At 70.1% G+C, this 16,226-nt stretch carries 16 protein-coding genes; 6 read left to right on the plus strand and 10 right to left on the minus strand.

What is annotated here, in order from left to right:
• Positions 1-58: 58 nt before the first annotated feature.
• Positions 59-340, plus strand: coding sequence for a PspC domain-containing protein (locus tag BLV57_RS08550; RefSeq protein WP_091288113.1), 282 nt, complete (start codon positions 59-61; stop codon positions 338-340).
• Positions 341-533: 193 nt separating this feature from the next.
• On the opposite strand, the gene groL is transcribed toward BLV57_RS08550, so the two are convergent.
• The 7 genes from groL to BLV57_RS08585 all read right to left on the minus strand — a co-directional run bounded on the left by groL (position 534) and on the right by BLV57_RS08585 (position 8,423).
• Positions 534-2,162 carry a chaperonin GroEL gene (groL, locus tag BLV57_RS08555; RefSeq protein ID WP_091288114.1) on the minus strand — a complete coding sequence of 543 codons (1,629 nt, stop codon included), beginning with the start codon at positions 2,160-2,162 and terminating at the stop codon, positions 534-536.
• A gap of 251 nt (positions 2,163-2,413) precedes the next feature.
• Positions 2,414-3,925, minus strand: coding sequence for a nucleotidyl transferase AbiEii/AbiGii toxin family protein (locus BLV57_RS08560; RefSeq protein WP_091289027.1), 1,512 nt, complete (start codon positions 3,923-3,925; stop codon positions 2,414-2,416).
• Positions 3,922-5,382 carry a nucleotidyl transferase AbiEii/AbiGii toxin family protein gene (locus tag BLV57_RS08565; RefSeq protein WP_091288115.1) on the minus strand — a complete coding sequence of 487 codons (1,461 nt, stop codon included), beginning with the start codon at positions 5,380-5,382 and terminating at the stop codon, positions 3,922-3,924. Before BLV57_RS08565 ends, BLV57_RS08560 begins: the two co-directional genes overlap by 4 nt.
• The gene (locus tag BLV57_RS08570; protein ID WP_176968546.1) at positions 5,382-6,794 is read right to left on the minus strand and encodes a serine/threonine-protein kinase; all 1,413 of its coding nucleotides are present in this window, start codon (positions 6,792-6,794) and stop codon (positions 5,382-5,384) included. The genes BLV57_RS08565 and BLV57_RS08570 overlap by 1 nt, the downstream gene beginning before the upstream one ends.
• A gap of 37 nt (positions 6,795-6,831) precedes the next feature.
• On the minus strand, positions 6,832-7,035 hold the full coding sequence (locus tag BLV57_RS08575) for a cold-shock protein (protein WP_091288116.1): 204 nt from the start codon (positions 7,033-7,035) through the stop codon (positions 6,832-6,834).
• Between the two features lie 80 nt (positions 7,036-7,115).
• Complete coding sequence (locus tag BLV57_RS08580) at positions 7,116-7,742, minus strand: AIM24 family protein (protein WP_091288117.1); 627 nt, start codon at positions 7,740-7,742, stop codon at positions 7,116-7,118.
• A 3-nt stretch (positions 7,743-7,745) separates the two neighbouring features.
• The gene (locus tag BLV57_RS08585; RefSeq protein ID WP_091288118.1) at positions 7,746-8,423 is read right to left on the minus strand and encodes a TIGR00266 family protein; all 678 of its coding nucleotides are present in this window, start codon (positions 8,421-8,423) and stop codon (positions 7,746-7,748) included.
• A gap of 74 nt (positions 8,424-8,497) precedes the next feature.
• Here BLV57_RS08585 and moeA point away from each other — a divergent pair, with 74 nt between their 5' ends.
• Positions 8,498-9,694: a molybdopterin molybdotransferase MoeA gene (gene moeA, locus BLV57_RS08590; RefSeq protein ID WP_091289029.1), complete on the plus strand. Its 1,197-nt coding sequence runs from the start codon at positions 8,498-8,500 to the stop codon at positions 9,692-9,694.
• Here moeA and BLV57_RS08595 read toward each other — a convergent pair.
• Both BLV57_RS08595 and BLV57_RS08600 read right to left on the minus strand, forming a co-directional pair.
• Positions 9,645-10,865 (minus strand): MFS transporter, encoded by a 1,221-nt coding sequence (locus BLV57_RS08595; RefSeq protein WP_091288119.1) that lies wholly within the window; start codon positions 10,863-10,865, stop codon positions 9,645-9,647. The genes moeA and BLV57_RS08595 overlap by 50 nt on opposite strands.
• On the minus strand, positions 10,862-11,425 hold the full coding sequence (locus tag BLV57_RS08600; protein ID WP_091288120.1) for an ArsR/SmtB family transcription factor: 564 nt from the start codon (positions 11,423-11,425) through the stop codon (positions 10,862-10,864). The genes BLV57_RS08595 and BLV57_RS08600 overlap by 4 nt, the downstream gene beginning before the upstream one ends.
• 64 nt (positions 11,426-11,489) lie before the next feature.
• On the opposite strand from BLV57_RS08600, the gene BLV57_RS08605 reads away from it, so the two are divergent.
• Entirely contained in the window at positions 11,490-11,783 is a 294-nt protein-coding gene (locus BLV57_RS08605) for a GlsB/YeaQ/YmgE family stress response membrane protein (protein WP_091288121.1), read from the plus strand.
• Positions 11,784-11,823: 40 nt separating this feature from the next.
• Here the strand turns inward: BLV57_RS08605 and BLV57_RS08610 are convergent, their stop codons facing one another.
• A complete protein-coding gene (locus BLV57_RS08610) occupies positions 11,824-12,045 on the minus strand; it encodes a hypothetical protein (protein ID WP_091288122.1) in 222 nt (73 codons plus the stop codon).
• Between the two features lie 164 nt (positions 12,046-12,209).
• Between BLV57_RS08610 and BLV57_RS08615 the strand changes: the two genes are divergently transcribed.
• The 3 genes from BLV57_RS08615 (at position 12,210) to BLV57_RS08625 (ending at position 16,221) form a co-directional block, all read left to right on the plus strand.
• The gene (locus BLV57_RS08615; RefSeq protein WP_091288123.1) at positions 12,210-12,911 is read left to right on the plus strand and encodes a phosphatidylserine decarboxylase; all 702 of its coding nucleotides are present in this window, start codon (positions 12,210-12,212) and stop codon (positions 12,909-12,911) included.
• Positions 12,911-13,870 carry a CDP-diacylglycerol--serine O-phosphatidyltransferase gene (gene pssA / locus BLV57_RS08620; RefSeq protein WP_091288124.1) on the plus strand — a complete coding sequence of 320 codons (960 nt, stop codon included), beginning with the start codon at positions 12,911-12,913 and terminating at the stop codon, positions 13,868-13,870. The genes BLV57_RS08615 and pssA overlap by 1 nt, the downstream gene beginning before the upstream one ends.
• An 80-nt stretch (positions 13,871-13,950) precedes the next feature.
• Positions 13,951-16,221: an AAA family ATPase gene (locus tag BLV57_RS08625; protein WP_091288125.1), complete on the plus strand. Its 2,271-nt coding sequence runs from the start codon at positions 13,951-13,953 to the stop codon at positions 16,219-16,221.
• Positions 16,222-16,226 lie beyond the last annotated feature (5 nt).

The raw sequence follows: 16,226 nt of genomic DNA on the forward strand, positions 1-16,226 counted from the left end.
GACGGGCTCAGGGGTTTCCCGGATGTCCATACGTACGTCTACGGGGCATGCTTATCCCATGACGAACAACGTGAACTTCTCCGAGACCTTCCCGACCACCACCACCGCCGCCAAGCCGCTCTTCCGCAGCAGCACCGACCGCAAGCTCGGCGGCGTCTGCGCCGGCTGGGCCCAGTACTTCGGCATCGACCCGACCGCGGTCCGCGTGCTGATGGCCATCGCCACCTTCGTGCTGATGGGCATGACCATCCCGATCTACGCCGCCGCGTGGATCCTGACCCCGGCCGAAGAGGCCGCCTCCGACGCCCACCTCGACGCCGAGATCCCCGTCCCCGCCTGACCGTCTAGGGGACAGTTCACGAACCCTCCACCCCGGCCTCGGGCGCACCCCTCGCGCGTCCGGGGCCCCTTTACGTCCGGGGGTCGTGAGTGTTCCGGCCGGTTAGAACCGGCCGGAACACTCACGACCCCAGGCAAAGAAAAAGCCCGGCCCGCCGAAGCGGACCGGGCTTTCCCGGATGAAGCGGCCGGACTCAGAAGTCCATGCCACCCATGCCACCGTCGCCACCCGGAGCGGCCGGGGCGGCCTTCTCCGGCTTGTCGGCGACAACGGCCTCGGTGGTGAGGAACAGCGCCGCGATGGAGGCGGCGTTCTGCAGCGCGGAGCGGGTGACCTTCGTGGGGTCCGGCACGCCGGCGGCGAGCAGGTCCTCGTAGACACCGGTGGCGGCGTTCAGGCCGTGACCCTGCGGCAGGCCCTTGACCTTCTCCACCACGACGCCGCCTTCGAGGCCGGCGTTGATCGCGATCTGCTTGAGCGGCGCCTCGACGGCGACCTTGACGATGTTGGCACCAGTGGCCTCGTCGCCCTCGAGCTTCAGACCGGCGAAGGCGGCCTCGGCGGCCTGGATGAGAGCGACGCCACCACCGGCGACGATGCCCTCTTCGACGGCGGCCTTGGCGTTGCGGACCGCGTCTTCGATGCGGTGCTTACGCTCCTTCAGCTCGACCTCGGTGGCGGCACCGGCCTTGATGACGGCCACGCCGCCGGCCAGCTTCGCCAGACGCTCCTGGAGCTTCTCGCGGTCGTAGTCCGAGTCCGAGTTCTCGATCTCGGCGCGGATCTGGTTGACGCGACCCTGGATCTGGTCGGCGTCGCCAGCACCCTCGACGATGGTGGTCTCGTCCTTGGTGATGACGGCCTTGCGAGCCTTGCCCAGCAGGGAAAGGTCCGCGTTCTCGAGCTTGAGGCCGACGTCCTCGGAGATGACCTGGCCACCGGTCAGGATCGCGATGTCCTGCAGGATGGCCTTGCGGCGGTCACCGAAGCCGGGCGCCTTGACGGCGACGGACTTGAAGGTGCCGCGCATCTTGTTGACGATCAGGGTGGCAAGGGCTTCGCCCTCGACGTCCTCGGCGATGATCAGCAGCGGCTTGCCGGACTGGATGACCTTCTCCAGCAGCGGCAGCACGTCCTTGACCGTGGAGATCTTGGAGCCGAAGAGGAGGATGTAGGGGTCCTCGAGCTCGGCTTCCTGACGCTCCGGGTCGGTCACGAAGTAGCCGGAGATGTAGCCCTTGTCGAAGCGCATGCCCTCGGTGAGCTCGAGCTCGAGACCGAAGGTGTTGCTCTCCTCGACAGTGACGACGCCTTCCTTGCCGACCTTGTCCAGCGCCTCGGCGATGAGCTCGCCGATCGTGCGGTCGGCGGCCGAGATCGAGGCGGTAGCAGCGATCTGCTCCTTGGTCTCGATCTGCACGGCGGCCTTGTGCAGCTGCTCCGTGATGGCCTCGACAGCCTGCTCGATGCCGCGCTTCAGGCTGATCGGGTCAGCGCCGGCGGCAACGTTGCGCAGGCCCTCTTTGACGAGAGCCTGGGCGAGCACGGTGGCGGTGGTGGTGCCGTCACCCGCGACGTCGTCGGTCTTCTTGGCAACTTCCTTGACGAGCTCGGCCCCGATCTTCTCCCAGGGGTCATCAAGCTCGATTTCCTTCGCGATGGAGACGCCGTCGTTCGTGATCGTCGGCGCACCCCACTTCTTCTCGAGCACGACGTTGCGGCCACGGGGGCCAAGCGTCACCTTGACGGCTTCGGCGAGGGTGTTCAAGCCGCGCTCAAGACCGCGGCGGGCTTCCTCGTCGAACGCGATCAGTTTGGCCATTACGGTGTGGTCCTCCGGTATTGGATGCCGCCGTCCGCCCAACATGGCTACAGCGGCAGGACACTTTCCTCGGCCAGGCTCGGTGCCCGCGACGGACGACCTGCCAGGGTTTCCCCACGGCACGGCCTCACCGTCCCGACCTTCAGGTGAGGTGATCGGCGACCACCCACCTGGCACTCGACGGTGCCGAGTGCCAATGCGTGTTTAGCACTCTATGGGGGAGAGTGCAAGAAACGCTGGTCAGGGGCGTGTCATTCGAACGACGAACGCAGCGCCAGCGCGAGCCGGTGCTGCCAGTGCGCGACGTCGCCGGTGACCGACGGGTACTCGTCGACGAAGTTCGGCCAGTCCACATCCCAGGCCAGCACCGACTCCGCGGTGAACGACTCGGCCTCGCGGCCCAGCTCCGGCCTGAGCACCTCGACCACCAGGTCACGCGAGATCGGGGTGGCCTCCGCGAGCAGCACCGCGTCGTAGAGGTCCTTGCCCTGCGGATACATGTCCGTCTCCAGCCAGAGCAGCTTCCACGCCAGCGACAGCTCACGCGTCGCGGCGAGCATCACGGTGCCCGGCCGCAGCTCCAGCTCGGCGGGCGGGACCTGGAGCCGCTCGCCGAACACGAAGTCCAGCTGCACGATGCCCGGCGGCAGGCCGGGCACCTCGAACGGGAAGACCAGCCGTTGGCCTGGCACCCGCTCGTAGGTCCAGATCCCCTCCCTGACCACGCGCTCGGCCAGCACACCGGCGCCTGGCGAGGCCTTCACCGCGTCGACGACCACGTCGAGCACACCCTGCGGATGCCGGTGGAACGGCTTGAGCGGCAGGACGATGAAGTCCACGTCACCCGGCTCGCGGGCCGCGTCGCCGAACCACGCGCTCATGGTGATGCTGCCCCGCACGACCAGGTTCTTCGCCGCGGACGAGGCCGCGACGACCGCGAGGACGTGGTCCATCGCCGCCCGCCGCGCGGCACGCCACCGCTCGCCCTGTTCGGCGTCGGCGAACTCGGGCTCACCGGCGCGGAAGGCACGAACGAAGTGCTTCATCGACGGATCGAACACCTGCAGCTGCTTAACGCCGTCCCCAGCGGGCAACGGCCGATACGTCCGCGGGTATTCGCTGTCCGGCTCCTCCGCGGGCTGCGGAACGTGCCCGTCGCGCGCGGTCAGCCAGCCTTGGTCGAGGCCAAGGCTGGTGTCGTGCACGACGTACTCTTCCTCGACTTCGAGCACCTCGTACTCGCTCAAGGCCGCGATCAGCTCGTCGAGCCGCGCACGTGCCGTCGGCCGCCCGACCCGATGGCAGCGCTGCGTCACGAAGCGCTCCTCACCATCGGAGGTCCGCCGCCGGGCGTTCCGTGACAGCCGCGCGCCGTAGGGCATGACCAGCTCCGTCAACGTGATCAACCGTGCGACGTCCGCATCGGGCAGCCGCAGCTTCACGTGGTGCTCGAAGTAGCGCTGGGGCGGATCGTCGGCCGCGGCGGCGTCCGTCTGCGGGACACCCTCGTTCCACGGCGCCGCCTCGATCTTGACCCGGTAGTCCACCATCCCGGCCCGGCGCACCGCCTCGACCCAGCGATACGCGAGTGCGCGCTGCTCATCGAGGGTGCCGTGGCCGGTGTAGGTGAGCATCGGTTGCGACACCGAGTCGCCGCGGTCGAGCACGATGTGCGTGAACTTCAAGCCGTGCTCGGCGGCGAACTCGGCGGCGCCCTTTTCCGAAACGGTCAGGTGAGTCTCGAACTCGCCCGAGAACGTCACGTCCAAGCCTTGGTCAACGCTGCTTCGAGACGGCGCTTCCACTCGTCCACGCCGCCGGTGACCGAGGGGTACCCACTGACGAAGTTGGTCCAGTCGACGTCCCACTTCAGCACCTCTCCCGGGGAGAACAGGTCCCCACGTTCACCCAGCGCCTTGCGCTCGCTCTCGATCAGCTCGATCACGAGCGCCAGCGAAACGGTCGAGTGCTCGGCGAGCAGCACCGCGTCGTAGAGGTCCTTGCCCTGCGGATACATGTCCGTCGCCAGCCAGAGCAGCTTCCATGCCAGCGAGAGGCCCGGCGTCGCGGCGAGCATCGTCACGCCGGGACGCACCTCCAGCGGCTCGGGCGGGACCGGCAGCCGCTCGCCGAACACGAAGTCGAGCTGGACGCTGCCGCCCGGCTCGAACGGGAACACCAAGCGCTGGCCGGGCACCCGCTCGTAGGTCCAGATCTCCTCGCGGGTGACGCCTTCGGCCAGCAGCGGGCCGGGGTTCCCGGCGACCGCGGCGACGACCGCGTCCAGCACGTCGTAGTCCGGCATGCCCGGCGGGATGACGACGAAGTCCACGTCACCGGGCTCACGAGCCGCGTCGCCGAACCAGGCCCGCATGGTGACGCTGCCGCGCACGACCAAGTTCTTCGCCGCCGGTGAAGCGGCGACGACGGCCAGCACGTGCTCCATCGCCGCCCGCCGCGCGGCACGCCACCGCGCGCCCTGCTCGGCGTCGGCGAACTCCGGCTCACCGGCGAGGTAGGCGCTGTCGAAGTGCTTCATCGACGGATCGAAGACCCTGGCCTGTTCGGCCCCGCTGCCCGCGGGCAAGGGGTGATAGCTGCTTGGGAAGTCCCCACGCGCCGTCTCCCAGTGGTACACCGGCCAAGTCCGGTCGACGCCCACGCCCGAGTTGTGCGCGACGTAGCGCTCTTCGACGTCGAGCACCTCGTACTCGTGCAGAGACGTGAGCAGCTTCTTAAGCCGAGCCTGCGCGGTGGTCCTACCTGCCCGGTAGCAGCGCTGCGCGACGAAGCGCACTTCGCTGTCGGCTTCCCGAACATCGCGGTACAGGCTGCACCAGCCCGCACGCGCCACCTCCGCCAGCCGCCGAATCGACTCGGCTCGGGGAAGACGCACCTTCACCCGGTGCTCGAAGTAGGGCTCGTGCGAGCCCGCCCAGGCCTGCTCGTCCGTGCGCGGGGCATGGCGGTAGTCCGCCGACGTCTCGATCTTGACGCGGTGGTCCGCCAGCCCTGCCGCACGCGCCGTTTCGACCCAGCGACCGGCCAGCGCCTGCTGCTTCTTGAGCGTTCCCTTGCTCGTGATGCTCAGCACGTGATGCGAGGGCACGTGCCCGCGAGCGAGCACGACATGGCTGTACGCCAGGCCATGCCGCTCGGCGAACTCGGCGGCGCCCTGCTCGGAAACGGTCAGATGAATGGTGAATTCATCGCCGAACATCAGTTGCTCGGCTGCACCGAGATCGACGGTGGCGGCTTGAGCGACGACTTCGGGCCACTCGTCGGGCCCCCGCTGCCGACCGGGATCTGCGGCGCGGTGGTCTTCGGCTCGTTACCCGGGTTCGTTCCGCCGCCCTTGTCGTCCTTGCTGGTCAGCAGGATCACGCCGACCACCACGGCCGCGACGACCACGAGCCCGGCGACGATCCAGATCCACTTCTTGCCGCCGCCGCTCTTGCCGCCCTGCTGGAACGAGGCGGCGCTGCTGGCGGGCGCGGGCGGGCGCAGGCGCACGGGGTCACCCGGCGGCGGACCGTACTGACCTTGCGGCGGCCCGTACTGGCCCGGAGGCGGGCCGTACCCGGGAGGCGGCCCCTGTGGCGGCCCGTAGCCGGGCGGCGGGCCCTGTTGCTGATGTCCGTAACCGGGCGGCGGGCCCTGCTGGGGCCCTTGCGGTCCCTGATAGCCGGGCGGCTGCTGTTGTCCATAGGGATTCATTGGTGCCCCCTCTCCCTGTGGTGGTGTCGACGACGGCGCGCCGGGCGGGCCCGGCGGCTTCTCGGAGGTCGCGAGCGGCCCCAAGGCACGGCGCGCGGCGGCGATGAGCTCGACGCAGCTGGCGTAGCGGTCCTTCGGGTTCTTCGACATGCCCTTGCGGACGACCTCGTCGATCGCGGGCGGCAGCGCGACCACGCGCGAGACCAGCGGCGGGTCGCCGTTCAGGTGTCCCTTGATGACCGTCGGCACGTCACCCTTGAAGGGCGGGCTGCCGGTCAGGCAGGCGAAGAGCACGCAGGTCAGGGCGTACTGGTCGGTGCGGCCGTCGAGCGGCTCGCCGCGCAGGTGCTCCGGCGCGGCGTAGGTGGGCGAGCCCAGGAAGTCGCCGCCGCGGGTCCGGTGCCCGGTCGCGCCACGCCTGGTCAGGCCGAAGTCGGCGACGTAGACGTGCTCGCGCGAGGACTCCCGGCTGGTCACCAGCACATTGGCCGGTTTGACGTCGAGGTGCACGAGGCCGCGGTTGTGCAGGCTGTCGAGCGCGTCCGCCACCTGGTCGAGCAGGCTCAAGGCCCGGACCGGGGCGATCGGGCCGCCGCCGATGGCGCTCGCGAGGTCGGCGCCGTCGACCATCCGCATGGCGATGTACAACATGCCGTCGAGCTCGCCGAAGTCGTAGAGCGGGACGATGTTCGCGTGGTCGATCGCGGAGGTGTTGCGCGCCTCGTCGACGAACCGCTCACGGAACTCGGCGTCGGCGCCCAGATGCTCGCCGATCACCTTCAGCGCCACCTTGCGCCCCAAGCGCACGTCGGTGGCCTTGTACATCACACTCATGCCGCCCTTGCCGAGCACGCCGTCGATGCGGTAGTTGCCCAGCCGGCGACCGGTGAGGTCCCCCGACACGTCGCCTGTCACGATCGGCACTCTAACGCGCGCCGATCTCTACCCGCTGTCAGACCTTCCGGACGTCAGCGGCTTGGTTGCGCCCGTCACGGCCGGACTGGATCTCGAACTCGACCCGATCGCCCTCGTCGAGGGTGCGGAACCCGTCGGACTGGATCGCCGAATAGTGGACGAACACGTCGGGCCCATCGGAGGATTCGATGAATCCGTAGCCCTTTTCGGAGTTGAACCATTTCACGGTGCCTGCGGTCAAGGCAGCCTCCTGTAGTGAAAGGAAGTACCGATCACGCTACCGGCCGTCCGCGTGCTGGCAATCGGCGATTTGCCGCAACGTCAGGCCTTGGAAAGCCGCCGATTACGGGCTTGCACGAGCACCGTTCCCGGCCCAGCGAAGTCCAGCGCCAGGCCTTCCCCGGTGGCCACCGACTGCGGGCCGGACGGGTCGACCGCCCGCAGCCTGCATTGCACCGAATCGGGGTACGCGAGCAGGTAGTCGGGCCGGACGGTGACCAGTTCGCCCGGTTCGAGGGTGAACTGGTCGACCGGGCCGGCCGCCGACAGCACGAGCGGGCCGACCCCGGTGTAGTGGTCGAGGAAGCCGTTGTCGGCGCCGAACAGCTTCCCGTGCGCCGCCCAGTTCTGGTCGTGGCGCAGCGTCGACGGCCGCGCGAGCACCGCGCCCTTGCGCACCGACCAGCCGAGCTTGCCGTCGAACTCGAGCGGGTAGACGTCACCGGCCACGGCGGGCGCCAGGTCCAGCCAGCCACCCTCGGCGGGCGCGTTGAACACCGACGGCAGGCCCTTGCCGTGCGAGCGGACCCCGCCGCGGGCAGGCGGGGTCTCGGTGACGCCGAAGCTGCTGGCGACCATCGCGTCGGCGTTGGCCTGCACGGCCTCGCCCGGGGAAAGCAGGATGCGCGCGACCCCGCAGTGCGGGGTGTGCCTGGTGTGGACCCGCATGGTCTACCGCGAGGGCACCTGAGCGATGACCCACGCCGAGAGCGCCGACGGGTTGCGGGTCTGGGTGAGCACGGTGCCCGGCCCGGCGAAGTCGAACACGAGGCCTTCGCCGCTCTTCATCGACTGGATGATGCCCTGCGCGACCTTGCGGATCTGGTACTGCACGGTGTCGGCGAACGCGACGATGTGCCCGGTGTCGATCGTGACGACCTCACCCGGCTGCAGCGTCACGGCCTCGAGCGCGCCGTAGCAGGCCACGACCAGCGGGCCCTGGCCGGTCGCGTGGGTCAGGAAGCCGCCCTCGCCGCCGACCAGGTTCTTCAGGCCGCCCCACTTGGTCTCGGTGTGCACGCCGTGCGAGGAGGCGATCCACGAGCCCTTGGTCACGCACCAGCCGGTGCGGCCGTCGAGGTTGAGCACCTGCATGTCACCGGGCAGGTTCGCGGCGACGTCGACCCAGCCGCCGTTCTGCGGTGCGGTGAAGGTGGAGATGAAGAAGGACTCGCCGGAGAGGAAGGCACGGCCGAGGCCCTTCATGATCCCGCCCTGCGCCTGCGACTGGACCGCCACGCCGTAGCTCGTCGCCATCATCGCGCCCGACTCGACCTGGGCGGGTTCGCCCGGCGCGAGCACCAGTCTGGCGACGGCGAACGAGGGCTGGTGGCGGATCTGAACCTGCATGACTTCTCCCCATAGACGAGCCGTGTGGCGGGGAGAGTCTTGCACGCGGCCTCACGAGGGGCAGGATGGTCCGCGTGATCTCCGTCGACGAGCACCGTGAGAACGTGACCAAGCTGCTCGGCACCGCGCCGGTGCGGGAACTGCCGCTGGTGGACTGCGCCGGGCTGATCCTCGCCGAGGACGTGCTGGCCGGGGTTTCGCTGCCGCCGTTCGACAACTCCGCGATGGACGGGTACGCCGTGCGTGCCGCCGACCTCGCGGGCGCGCCGGTCGAGCTCCCGGTCACCGGGGACATCCCGGCCGGGCTGGTCGACGTTCCGCCGCTCGAGCCGGGCACCACGCAGCGGATCATGACCGGCGCGCCGATGCCGCCCGGCGCGGACGCGGTGGTGATGGTCGAGAAGACCGACGGCGGCGTCGCCAGGGTGCGGATCCTCGAAGCCGTGCCGGTGGACAACCACGTCCGCCATGTCGGCGAGGACGTGCGCGAAGGCACGGTCGCGCTGCCGGCCGGCACCAGGCTCGGGCCCGCTCAGCTGGGGCTCGCCTCGGCCGTCGGCAAGGACCGGCTTCGCGTGCACGCGCCGTTGCGGGTGATCGTGGCGTCGACCGGCACCGAGCTGGTCGTCCCGCCGGAACCGTTGCGGTACGGGCAGATCTACGAGTCGAACGCCGTCATGCTGGCCGCCGCCATCCGCGCGCTCGGCTGCGAGGTGGAGATCGTGCGCAGTGTCGCCGACGACGTGACCGCGTTCCGCGCCGCGATCGAGCCGAAGCTGCGCGACGCCGATCTGCTGGTGACCTCCGGCGGGGTGAGCGCGGGCGCGTACGAGGTCGTGAAGGACGCGCTGGCCGACTCCGGCGTCGAGTTCACCAAGGTCGCGATGCAGCCGGGCGGGCCGCAGGGCTGCGGCCGCTGGCACGGGGTTCCCGTGGTGACACTGCCGGGGAACCCCGTGAGCGTGCTGGTGTCGTTCGAAGCCTTCCTGCGCCCGGCTTTGCTGACCGCGCTGGGCCACACCGGGGTGCACCGGCTGCGGGTGCGCGCGAAGCTGACCGAGGCGATGACCTCGCCGAGCGGGCGCCGTCAGTTCCGCCGCGGTTTCTACACCCACAAGGAAGGCCAGGTCACCGGCCTGGTCGGGCCGCGCGGCGGCGCGGGCTCGCACCTGCTGGCCGCGTTCACCCAGTCGAACTGCCTGATCGTGCTGCCCGAGGACGTCACGGCTGTGGCTGAAGGTGATGAGGTGGATGTCCTGCTGATTTGTTAGGGAAATCTCGCTCTTTCCACAGTGGACTGACGACGAGCACGGCGACGAACTGCAGTGGCGCCATGATCCACATGGTCGGCCGCACGCCGAGCCACTCCCCCAGCACACCGCCGAGCAGCGCGCCCAGCGCGATGCCGCCATAGCTGAGCGTCGCGATGCTCGTGGTGATCCGGCCGAACAGCTCCGGCGGGCAGTACCGCTGCCGGAAGGTCACCGTGAGGATGTTGGACACCAGCAGTCCCATGTTGATCGCGATACCGGCGATCACGAAGGTCACGAGCCCGAACGGCCCGATGAGCAACAGCAGCGCGGCGACGGCCTCGGCAAGCAGGAACGCACGCGCGGTGCCGATCCGGGCGCTGATCCTGCCCGCGATCCCCGCGCCCGCCACCCCGCCGAGCGCCGACACGGCCAGCGCCAGACCGACCAGTCCGGGACTCAGGCCGAGGTCACGGCTCAAGAACACGATCTGGATCGCCTGATACCCCTCGAGCGCGACGTTCGAGATGGCCGCGAATACCGCCAGCCGCCGCAAATACGGGTCGCGTGCCAGGAACCGCACGCCGTCCGCGATCTCGGCCCGCAGCCGCCGTTCGCTCCTTTTCGGACGGTCTTCCTCCGTCTTGACGAACCGCAGCAACAACGCGGAGACGCCGAAGCTCACCGCGTCGGCGAGCAGCCCGGCGGCCGCGCCGAAGGCCTGCGCCAGCGCGCCACCGAGGCCGGGGCCCGCGACCTGCACGGCCGATTCACTGCCCTGCAGCCGGGCATTGGCGCCGAGCAACTGTCCATCGTGGACGATCAGCGGCACGTAGGCCCGGTACGCGGTCGTGAAGAAGACCTTCGTCACCCCGCCGAGCAGCGCGACCACCAGCAGCTGGGCCACGGTGAGCACACCGAACCAGGCCGCGACCGGGATACTGACGAACAAGACCATCGAGATCACGTTGCAGGCCAACATGATCGGCCGCTTCCGCGACCGGTCCACCAACGCTCCGGCGGGCAGTCCGATGAGGAACCACGGCAGCCAGGCGACCGCCGACAGCAGGCCGACCGTGAAGGTGTCCGCATGCAAGGTGACCACAGCGACCAGCGGCAGCGCGACGGCCGCGACATTGCTTCCGAGCAGGCTGATCGTCTCGCCGGCCCACAGCAGCCGGAAGTCCCTCATGGCTTGCCGGGCATGCCGCGCGCGAACAGGAAGACGGGTTCTCGCTCCTGGCCGTCATCGGGGAGTTCGCGGTTGGCCCAGCCGCTGATCAGCGCGGTGATCTGGTCCTTGATCTCGCCGAGTTCCGCCGGGGTGAGCCAGGCCCAGGCATTCGAGTCGAACGAGGCCTCTTCCCACTCGGGCGCGTAGCTCTGCCAGTTGGCGAGCCAGGCGCGCGCGATCGCGACCTGGTGCTCGAGGGCCAGCGACTCCGCCGCCTCACCGACCGGGTCGTCGCGGAAGTCGCTGACGGACCATTTGAACCCGTCGGACGTGCGACGCCACCAGCGTTCGCGCCGATCACGGGCGAGCTCGGGCGCCTCCTCGACCAGCTCGCTCGCGGCGAGCATCTTGAGGTGATGGCTGATGTTGCCGACCGCCTGACCGGTCTTCTCGGCGAGTGCGCTGACGGTCGACGGGCCGTTGACCTTGAGCACGTCGAGCAGCCGCCTGCGCAGCGGATGCGACATCGCGGCCAGCACCTTGGAGTCGTGGATCTCACGGATCCCGCGTTCGGTCATGGCCGCCAACGTACAAGAGTTCTTGTGCAATGTCTCTTGTATTTTCACGGAGTATCCTGCGCGCATGGGTTTCTTCTCGTGGGTGATCTTCGGAGCGCTGGCAGGCTGGGTCGCGAACCTCGCGGTCGGCGGTCCCGACCGGCACCGTTCCGGCTGCCTGGTCAACATCGCGGTCGGCATCGTCGGCGCCGCGCTCGGCGGCCTGATCTACCGCGGGATCACCGGTGAGCGCGAGACGCTGGGCTTCGACCTGCCGAGCTTCGGCGTCGCCGTGCTCGGGTCGGTCGTGCTGCTGCTGATCCTGCGGGCGATCTCCAGCGCCGGGCGGCGCAGCCGCCGCTCGCGTGACCGTTTGTAACTTTTCTCCGACGATCAGTGATCATCAGTCGCCGAGGCGACTAAAGTAGGTCCACTGGGTTCCAAGGCACCGGCCGGACGCGTGCGTCGTCGGGGGACGCATGCGTCCGGTCGGCTCGTCCGGCACGTTTGACCACTTCAACGGCGAAATCCAGGTCGAAAAAAACCGGCAGCGCGGCCAGCGGCGTGTCCACGATGTCCTGTCGCCACGCCTCCAGGCACGCGGCGAGAGGCGCGCCGTACCGCTGGGCGATGGCTGACATGGGATGACCCCTCCACTGACTTCGACTACCCTCTGTTATCGCGGAACTCGACGGTCCGTTACTCGGGCCTCCCGGTAACCACCCACGCCGGGGATGTGACCCGCGCCGCCCGGTAGCGTGGTGCCGCCCCATCCCACTCCACACGTCTGCGGGGAACCGACCAGATGAGCTCCGGCAATCCGCTCACCCATGCCGTCCAGTTGGCGCGCGAGACCATCCCGCCGATGCACCCGGCAGGCCGCCCGTTCGTGCTCGGCGGCATCGCGGGCACGCTGGTGCTGCGCAGGTTCTCCAAGCGCCTCGGCGTCGTCGGCGCGCTGGCCACGGCCGCGACCGCCGCGTTCTTCCGCGAGCCCAAGCGCGTGCCGCCCGCCAGGACCGACCTCGCGATCGCGTCCGCCGACGGCCTGGTGTCCCTCATCGAAGAAGCCACCCCGCCGCCCGAGCTGGGCCTGCCGGCCGAGCCGCGGCTGCGCGTGAGCGTCTTCCTGTCCGTCTTCGACGTCCACGTGCAGCGGATCCCCGCCACCGGCGTCATCGAGAAGGTGGCATACCGGCCCGGCAAGTTCCTGTCCGCCGACCTCGACAAGGCCAGCGACGACAACGAACGCAACTCCGTGCTCATGCGCACGTCCGACGGCCACGAGCTCGTCGTCGTGCAGATCGCCGGACTGGTCGCGCGGCGCATCGTCTGCGAGATCGCCGACGGCGACAAGGTCGACGCGGGCGCCACCTACGGCCTGATCCGGTTCGGCTCGCGGGTCGACCTGTACCTGCCGCCGGGCAGCAAGCTGCTGGTCCGCAAGGGCCAGCGCACCATCGGCGGCGAGACCCCCATCGCTGAACTGCCCACCTTGGAGGGCTGATGGTCCGCGTGCCCAGCACGCCGGGTATCCGGCTGCTGCCGAACGCCATCACCGTGCTCGCGCTGTGCGCCGGGCTTTCGGCCGTGCAGTTCGCGTTGCTCGGGAACTACTCGATGGCGCTCGCGTCGATCGGCATCGCCGCGGTGCTCGACAGCCTCGACGGCCGGATCGCGCGGCTGCTCGACGCGACGTCCAAGATGGGCGCCGAGCTGGACTCGCTGGCCGACGCGATCTCTTTCGGTGTCGCGCCCGCGCTGGTGCTCTACGTGTGGCACGCCGAAGGTGTCCGCATCGGCTGGGTCGCCTCGCTGGTGTTCGCCGTGTGCATGATCCTGCGGCTGGCGCGGTTCAACACGCTGCTCGACGTCGAGCAGCCGCCGTACGCGTCGGAGTTCTTCGTCGGCGTCCCGGCGCCCGCCGGTGGCCTGCTGGCGCTGATGCCGGTGATCCTGTGGCTGGAGTTCGGTGAGGGCTTCTGGTCGGTGCAGTGGGTGGTCTGGATCTGGGCGGTGGCCGTCGCGGCGCTGCTGATCAGCCGGATCCCGACACTGTCGCTCAAGACCATCAAGGCGCCGCCGAAGGCCATCGCGCCGCTGCTGGTGGGTGTCTGCTTCCTCGGCACGATGATCTTCCTGTTCCCGCTGATCGCGCTGGCGGTCGCGATGACGCTGTACCTCGCGCACATCCCGTACGCGGTCTACCGGCACCGCTGGCTGGCCGCGCACCCCGAGGCGTGGGCCGTGCCCGCGAGCGAGCGCCGGGCGATCCGGCGCCGCAGCGGTCAGCGTCGTCTCGGCCTGCGCCCGCCGCTGCGGCGCCGGGTGGCCGGCGCGGCGATGCGCTCGCTGCGGATCCCGCCGCGCAACGGCGAGCACGTCGCCCGCGCGCCGCGGAACCTCAACGGCGGCCAGCGCCGCCGCAGCTGGCGGCGCATCGGCCTGCGCCAGCGCGACAAGTAATCCGGGATAAAGCGGGCTTTATCCCGGACGCTTTTCCCGGGATAAAGCCCGCTTTATCCCGTCCCGACTAGGGTGGCGCTGTGAGCGCACCCCAGATCACGCTGACCGCCCGCCACAACCCGTCCGTGCTCGACTCCCGTCGCGGTGTCGTCCGGCTGCATCCCGAGGTGCTCGACGCGCTGGGCCTGCGCGAGTGGGACGCGGTGCGCCTCACCGGCGCCCGCGTCAGCGCCGCGCTGGCCGCGCCGTCCGACGACACCGGGGTGCCGGGGATCGTGCTGCTGGACGACATCACGATGTCCAACCTCGGTGTGGCCGAAGGCGCCGAGCTGGTGATCACCCCCGCCGAAGTGCAGGCGGCGCGCACGGTCACCGTCTCCGGCTCGCGGCTGGCGAGCGCCTCGCTCTCGCCGAGCACGCTGCGGCTGGCGCTGATCGGCAAGGTGCTGACCGTCGGCGACGCGGTTTCCCTGCTGCCGCAAGACCTCACTCCGGTGCCCGGCTCGGACGTGTCCGCGGTGCGCGGGCAGCTGTCGCGGATGATCGGGATGACCTGGACCAACGAGCTGCTGACGGTCACCGCGACCGACCCTGGCGGCCCGGTCGCGGTCGGACCGTCCACAGTGGTCAGCTGGCGTGACGGCGCGCGCACCGGCGACACCCCGGCGCCCGCCCGCACCGGGACGACCGTGGTCCGCACGACCCAGCGCGTGTCGACCGACGACTTCATCGACGCCGAGATCGTCGAAGAGGAAAGCATCGAGGAACTCGCCGAGTCCGTGCCGCCGCTGGCCGACCTCGCGGGTGCGGAGTCCGCGGCCCGCAAGCTGAGCGAATGGTTCGACCTGGCGTTCCACCGCCCGGAACTGCTCGCGAAACTCGGCACGAGCGGCCGCCTGGGTGTGCTCCTGTCCGGCCCGGAAGGTGTCGGCAAGTCGACATTGGTCCGCGCGGTCGCGAAGTCCGAGAACGTCCGCGTGGTCTCGCTGGCCGCCCCGAGCATCGCCGTGCTGGAGCCGAACGCCGCGGCCGGTCGTATCGGCGACGCGATCGGCCGCGCCACCAACGGCGAGGGGCCCGCGGTACTACTGATCACCGACATCGACGCGCTGCTGCCGTCCAACCAGCCACCGCCGCTGGCGACCGTCGTACTCGACGAGCTGCAGAAGGCGTTGGGGCGCAAGGACTTCGCGCTGGTCGCGACCACGGCCAAGGCCGAGTCGGTCGACCCGCGCCTGCGCGGCGCCGACCTGCTCGACCGCGAGCTGGGGCTGCCGCTCCCCGACGCCAAGGTCCGTACGGAGCTGCTGCGCATCCTCCTGCGCGACGTCCCGCTGGAGCCGGGCACCGACGTCGGCGTGCTCGCCGAGAAGACGCCCGGCTTCGTCGTCGCGGACCTCGTGGCCTTGCGCCGCGACGCCGCACTCCGGGCGGCCCTGCGTCAGCGTGACGTCGAAGAGCCGCGCATCGCCCAGCAGGACTTGCTCGACGCGCTGGCCACCGTCCGCCCGATTTCGATGTCCACTTCGGACACTCTGGCCACCGGCGGCCTGACCCTCGACGACGTCGGCGACATGACCGAGGTCAAGCAGTCGCTGACCGAAGCCGTCCTCTGGCCACTGCGCTACCCGGACTCGTTCGCCCGCCTGGGCGTCGACCCGCCCCGCGGCGTCCTTCTTTACGGCCCGCCCGGTGGCGGCAAGACCTACCTCGTCCGTGCGCTGGCGGGCACGGGCGCGCTGAACGTCTTCGCGGTCAAAGGCGCCGAGCTGATGGACAAGTGGGTCGGTGAGTCGGAGCGCGCGGTCCGAGAGCTCTTCCGCCGCGCCGCCGAGGCCGCCCCATCCCTGATCTTCCTCGACGAGATCGACGCGCTCGCGCCCCGCCGTGGCCAGTCCTCGGACTCGGGCGTCTCCGACCGTGTCGTCGCGGCCCTGCTCACCGAGCTCGACGGCGTCGAGCCGATGCGTGAGGTCGTGGTGCTCGGCGCGACCAACCGCCCCGAGCTGGTCGATCCGGCGCTGCTGCGCCCAGGCCGCTTGGAGCGCCTCGTCTACGTCCCGCCGCCAGACGCCGAAGCCCGCGCGGCCATCCTGCGCGCGAGTTCGAAGAACACCCCGCTGGCGTCCGATGTGGACCTCGACGAGGTCGCGTCCACTTTGGACCGCTACTCGGCCGCGGACTGCGCCGCCCTGATCCGCGAGGCCGCCTTGACCGCCATGCGCGAGTCGCTGGAGGCCGCCGAGGTCACCGCCGCCCACCTGGCCAAGGCCCGCGACGCGGTCCGCCCCTCGCTCGACCCGGCACAGCTGGCATCACTCGAGGCCTACGCCAAGAACCGCGCCGAGTAGCGGAC

The sequence above is a fragment of the Amycolatopsis xylanica genome (assembly GCF_900107045.1).
Classification (GTDB): domain Bacteria; phylum Actinomycetota; class Actinomycetes; order Mycobacteriales; family Pseudonocardiaceae; genus Amycolatopsis; species Amycolatopsis xylanica.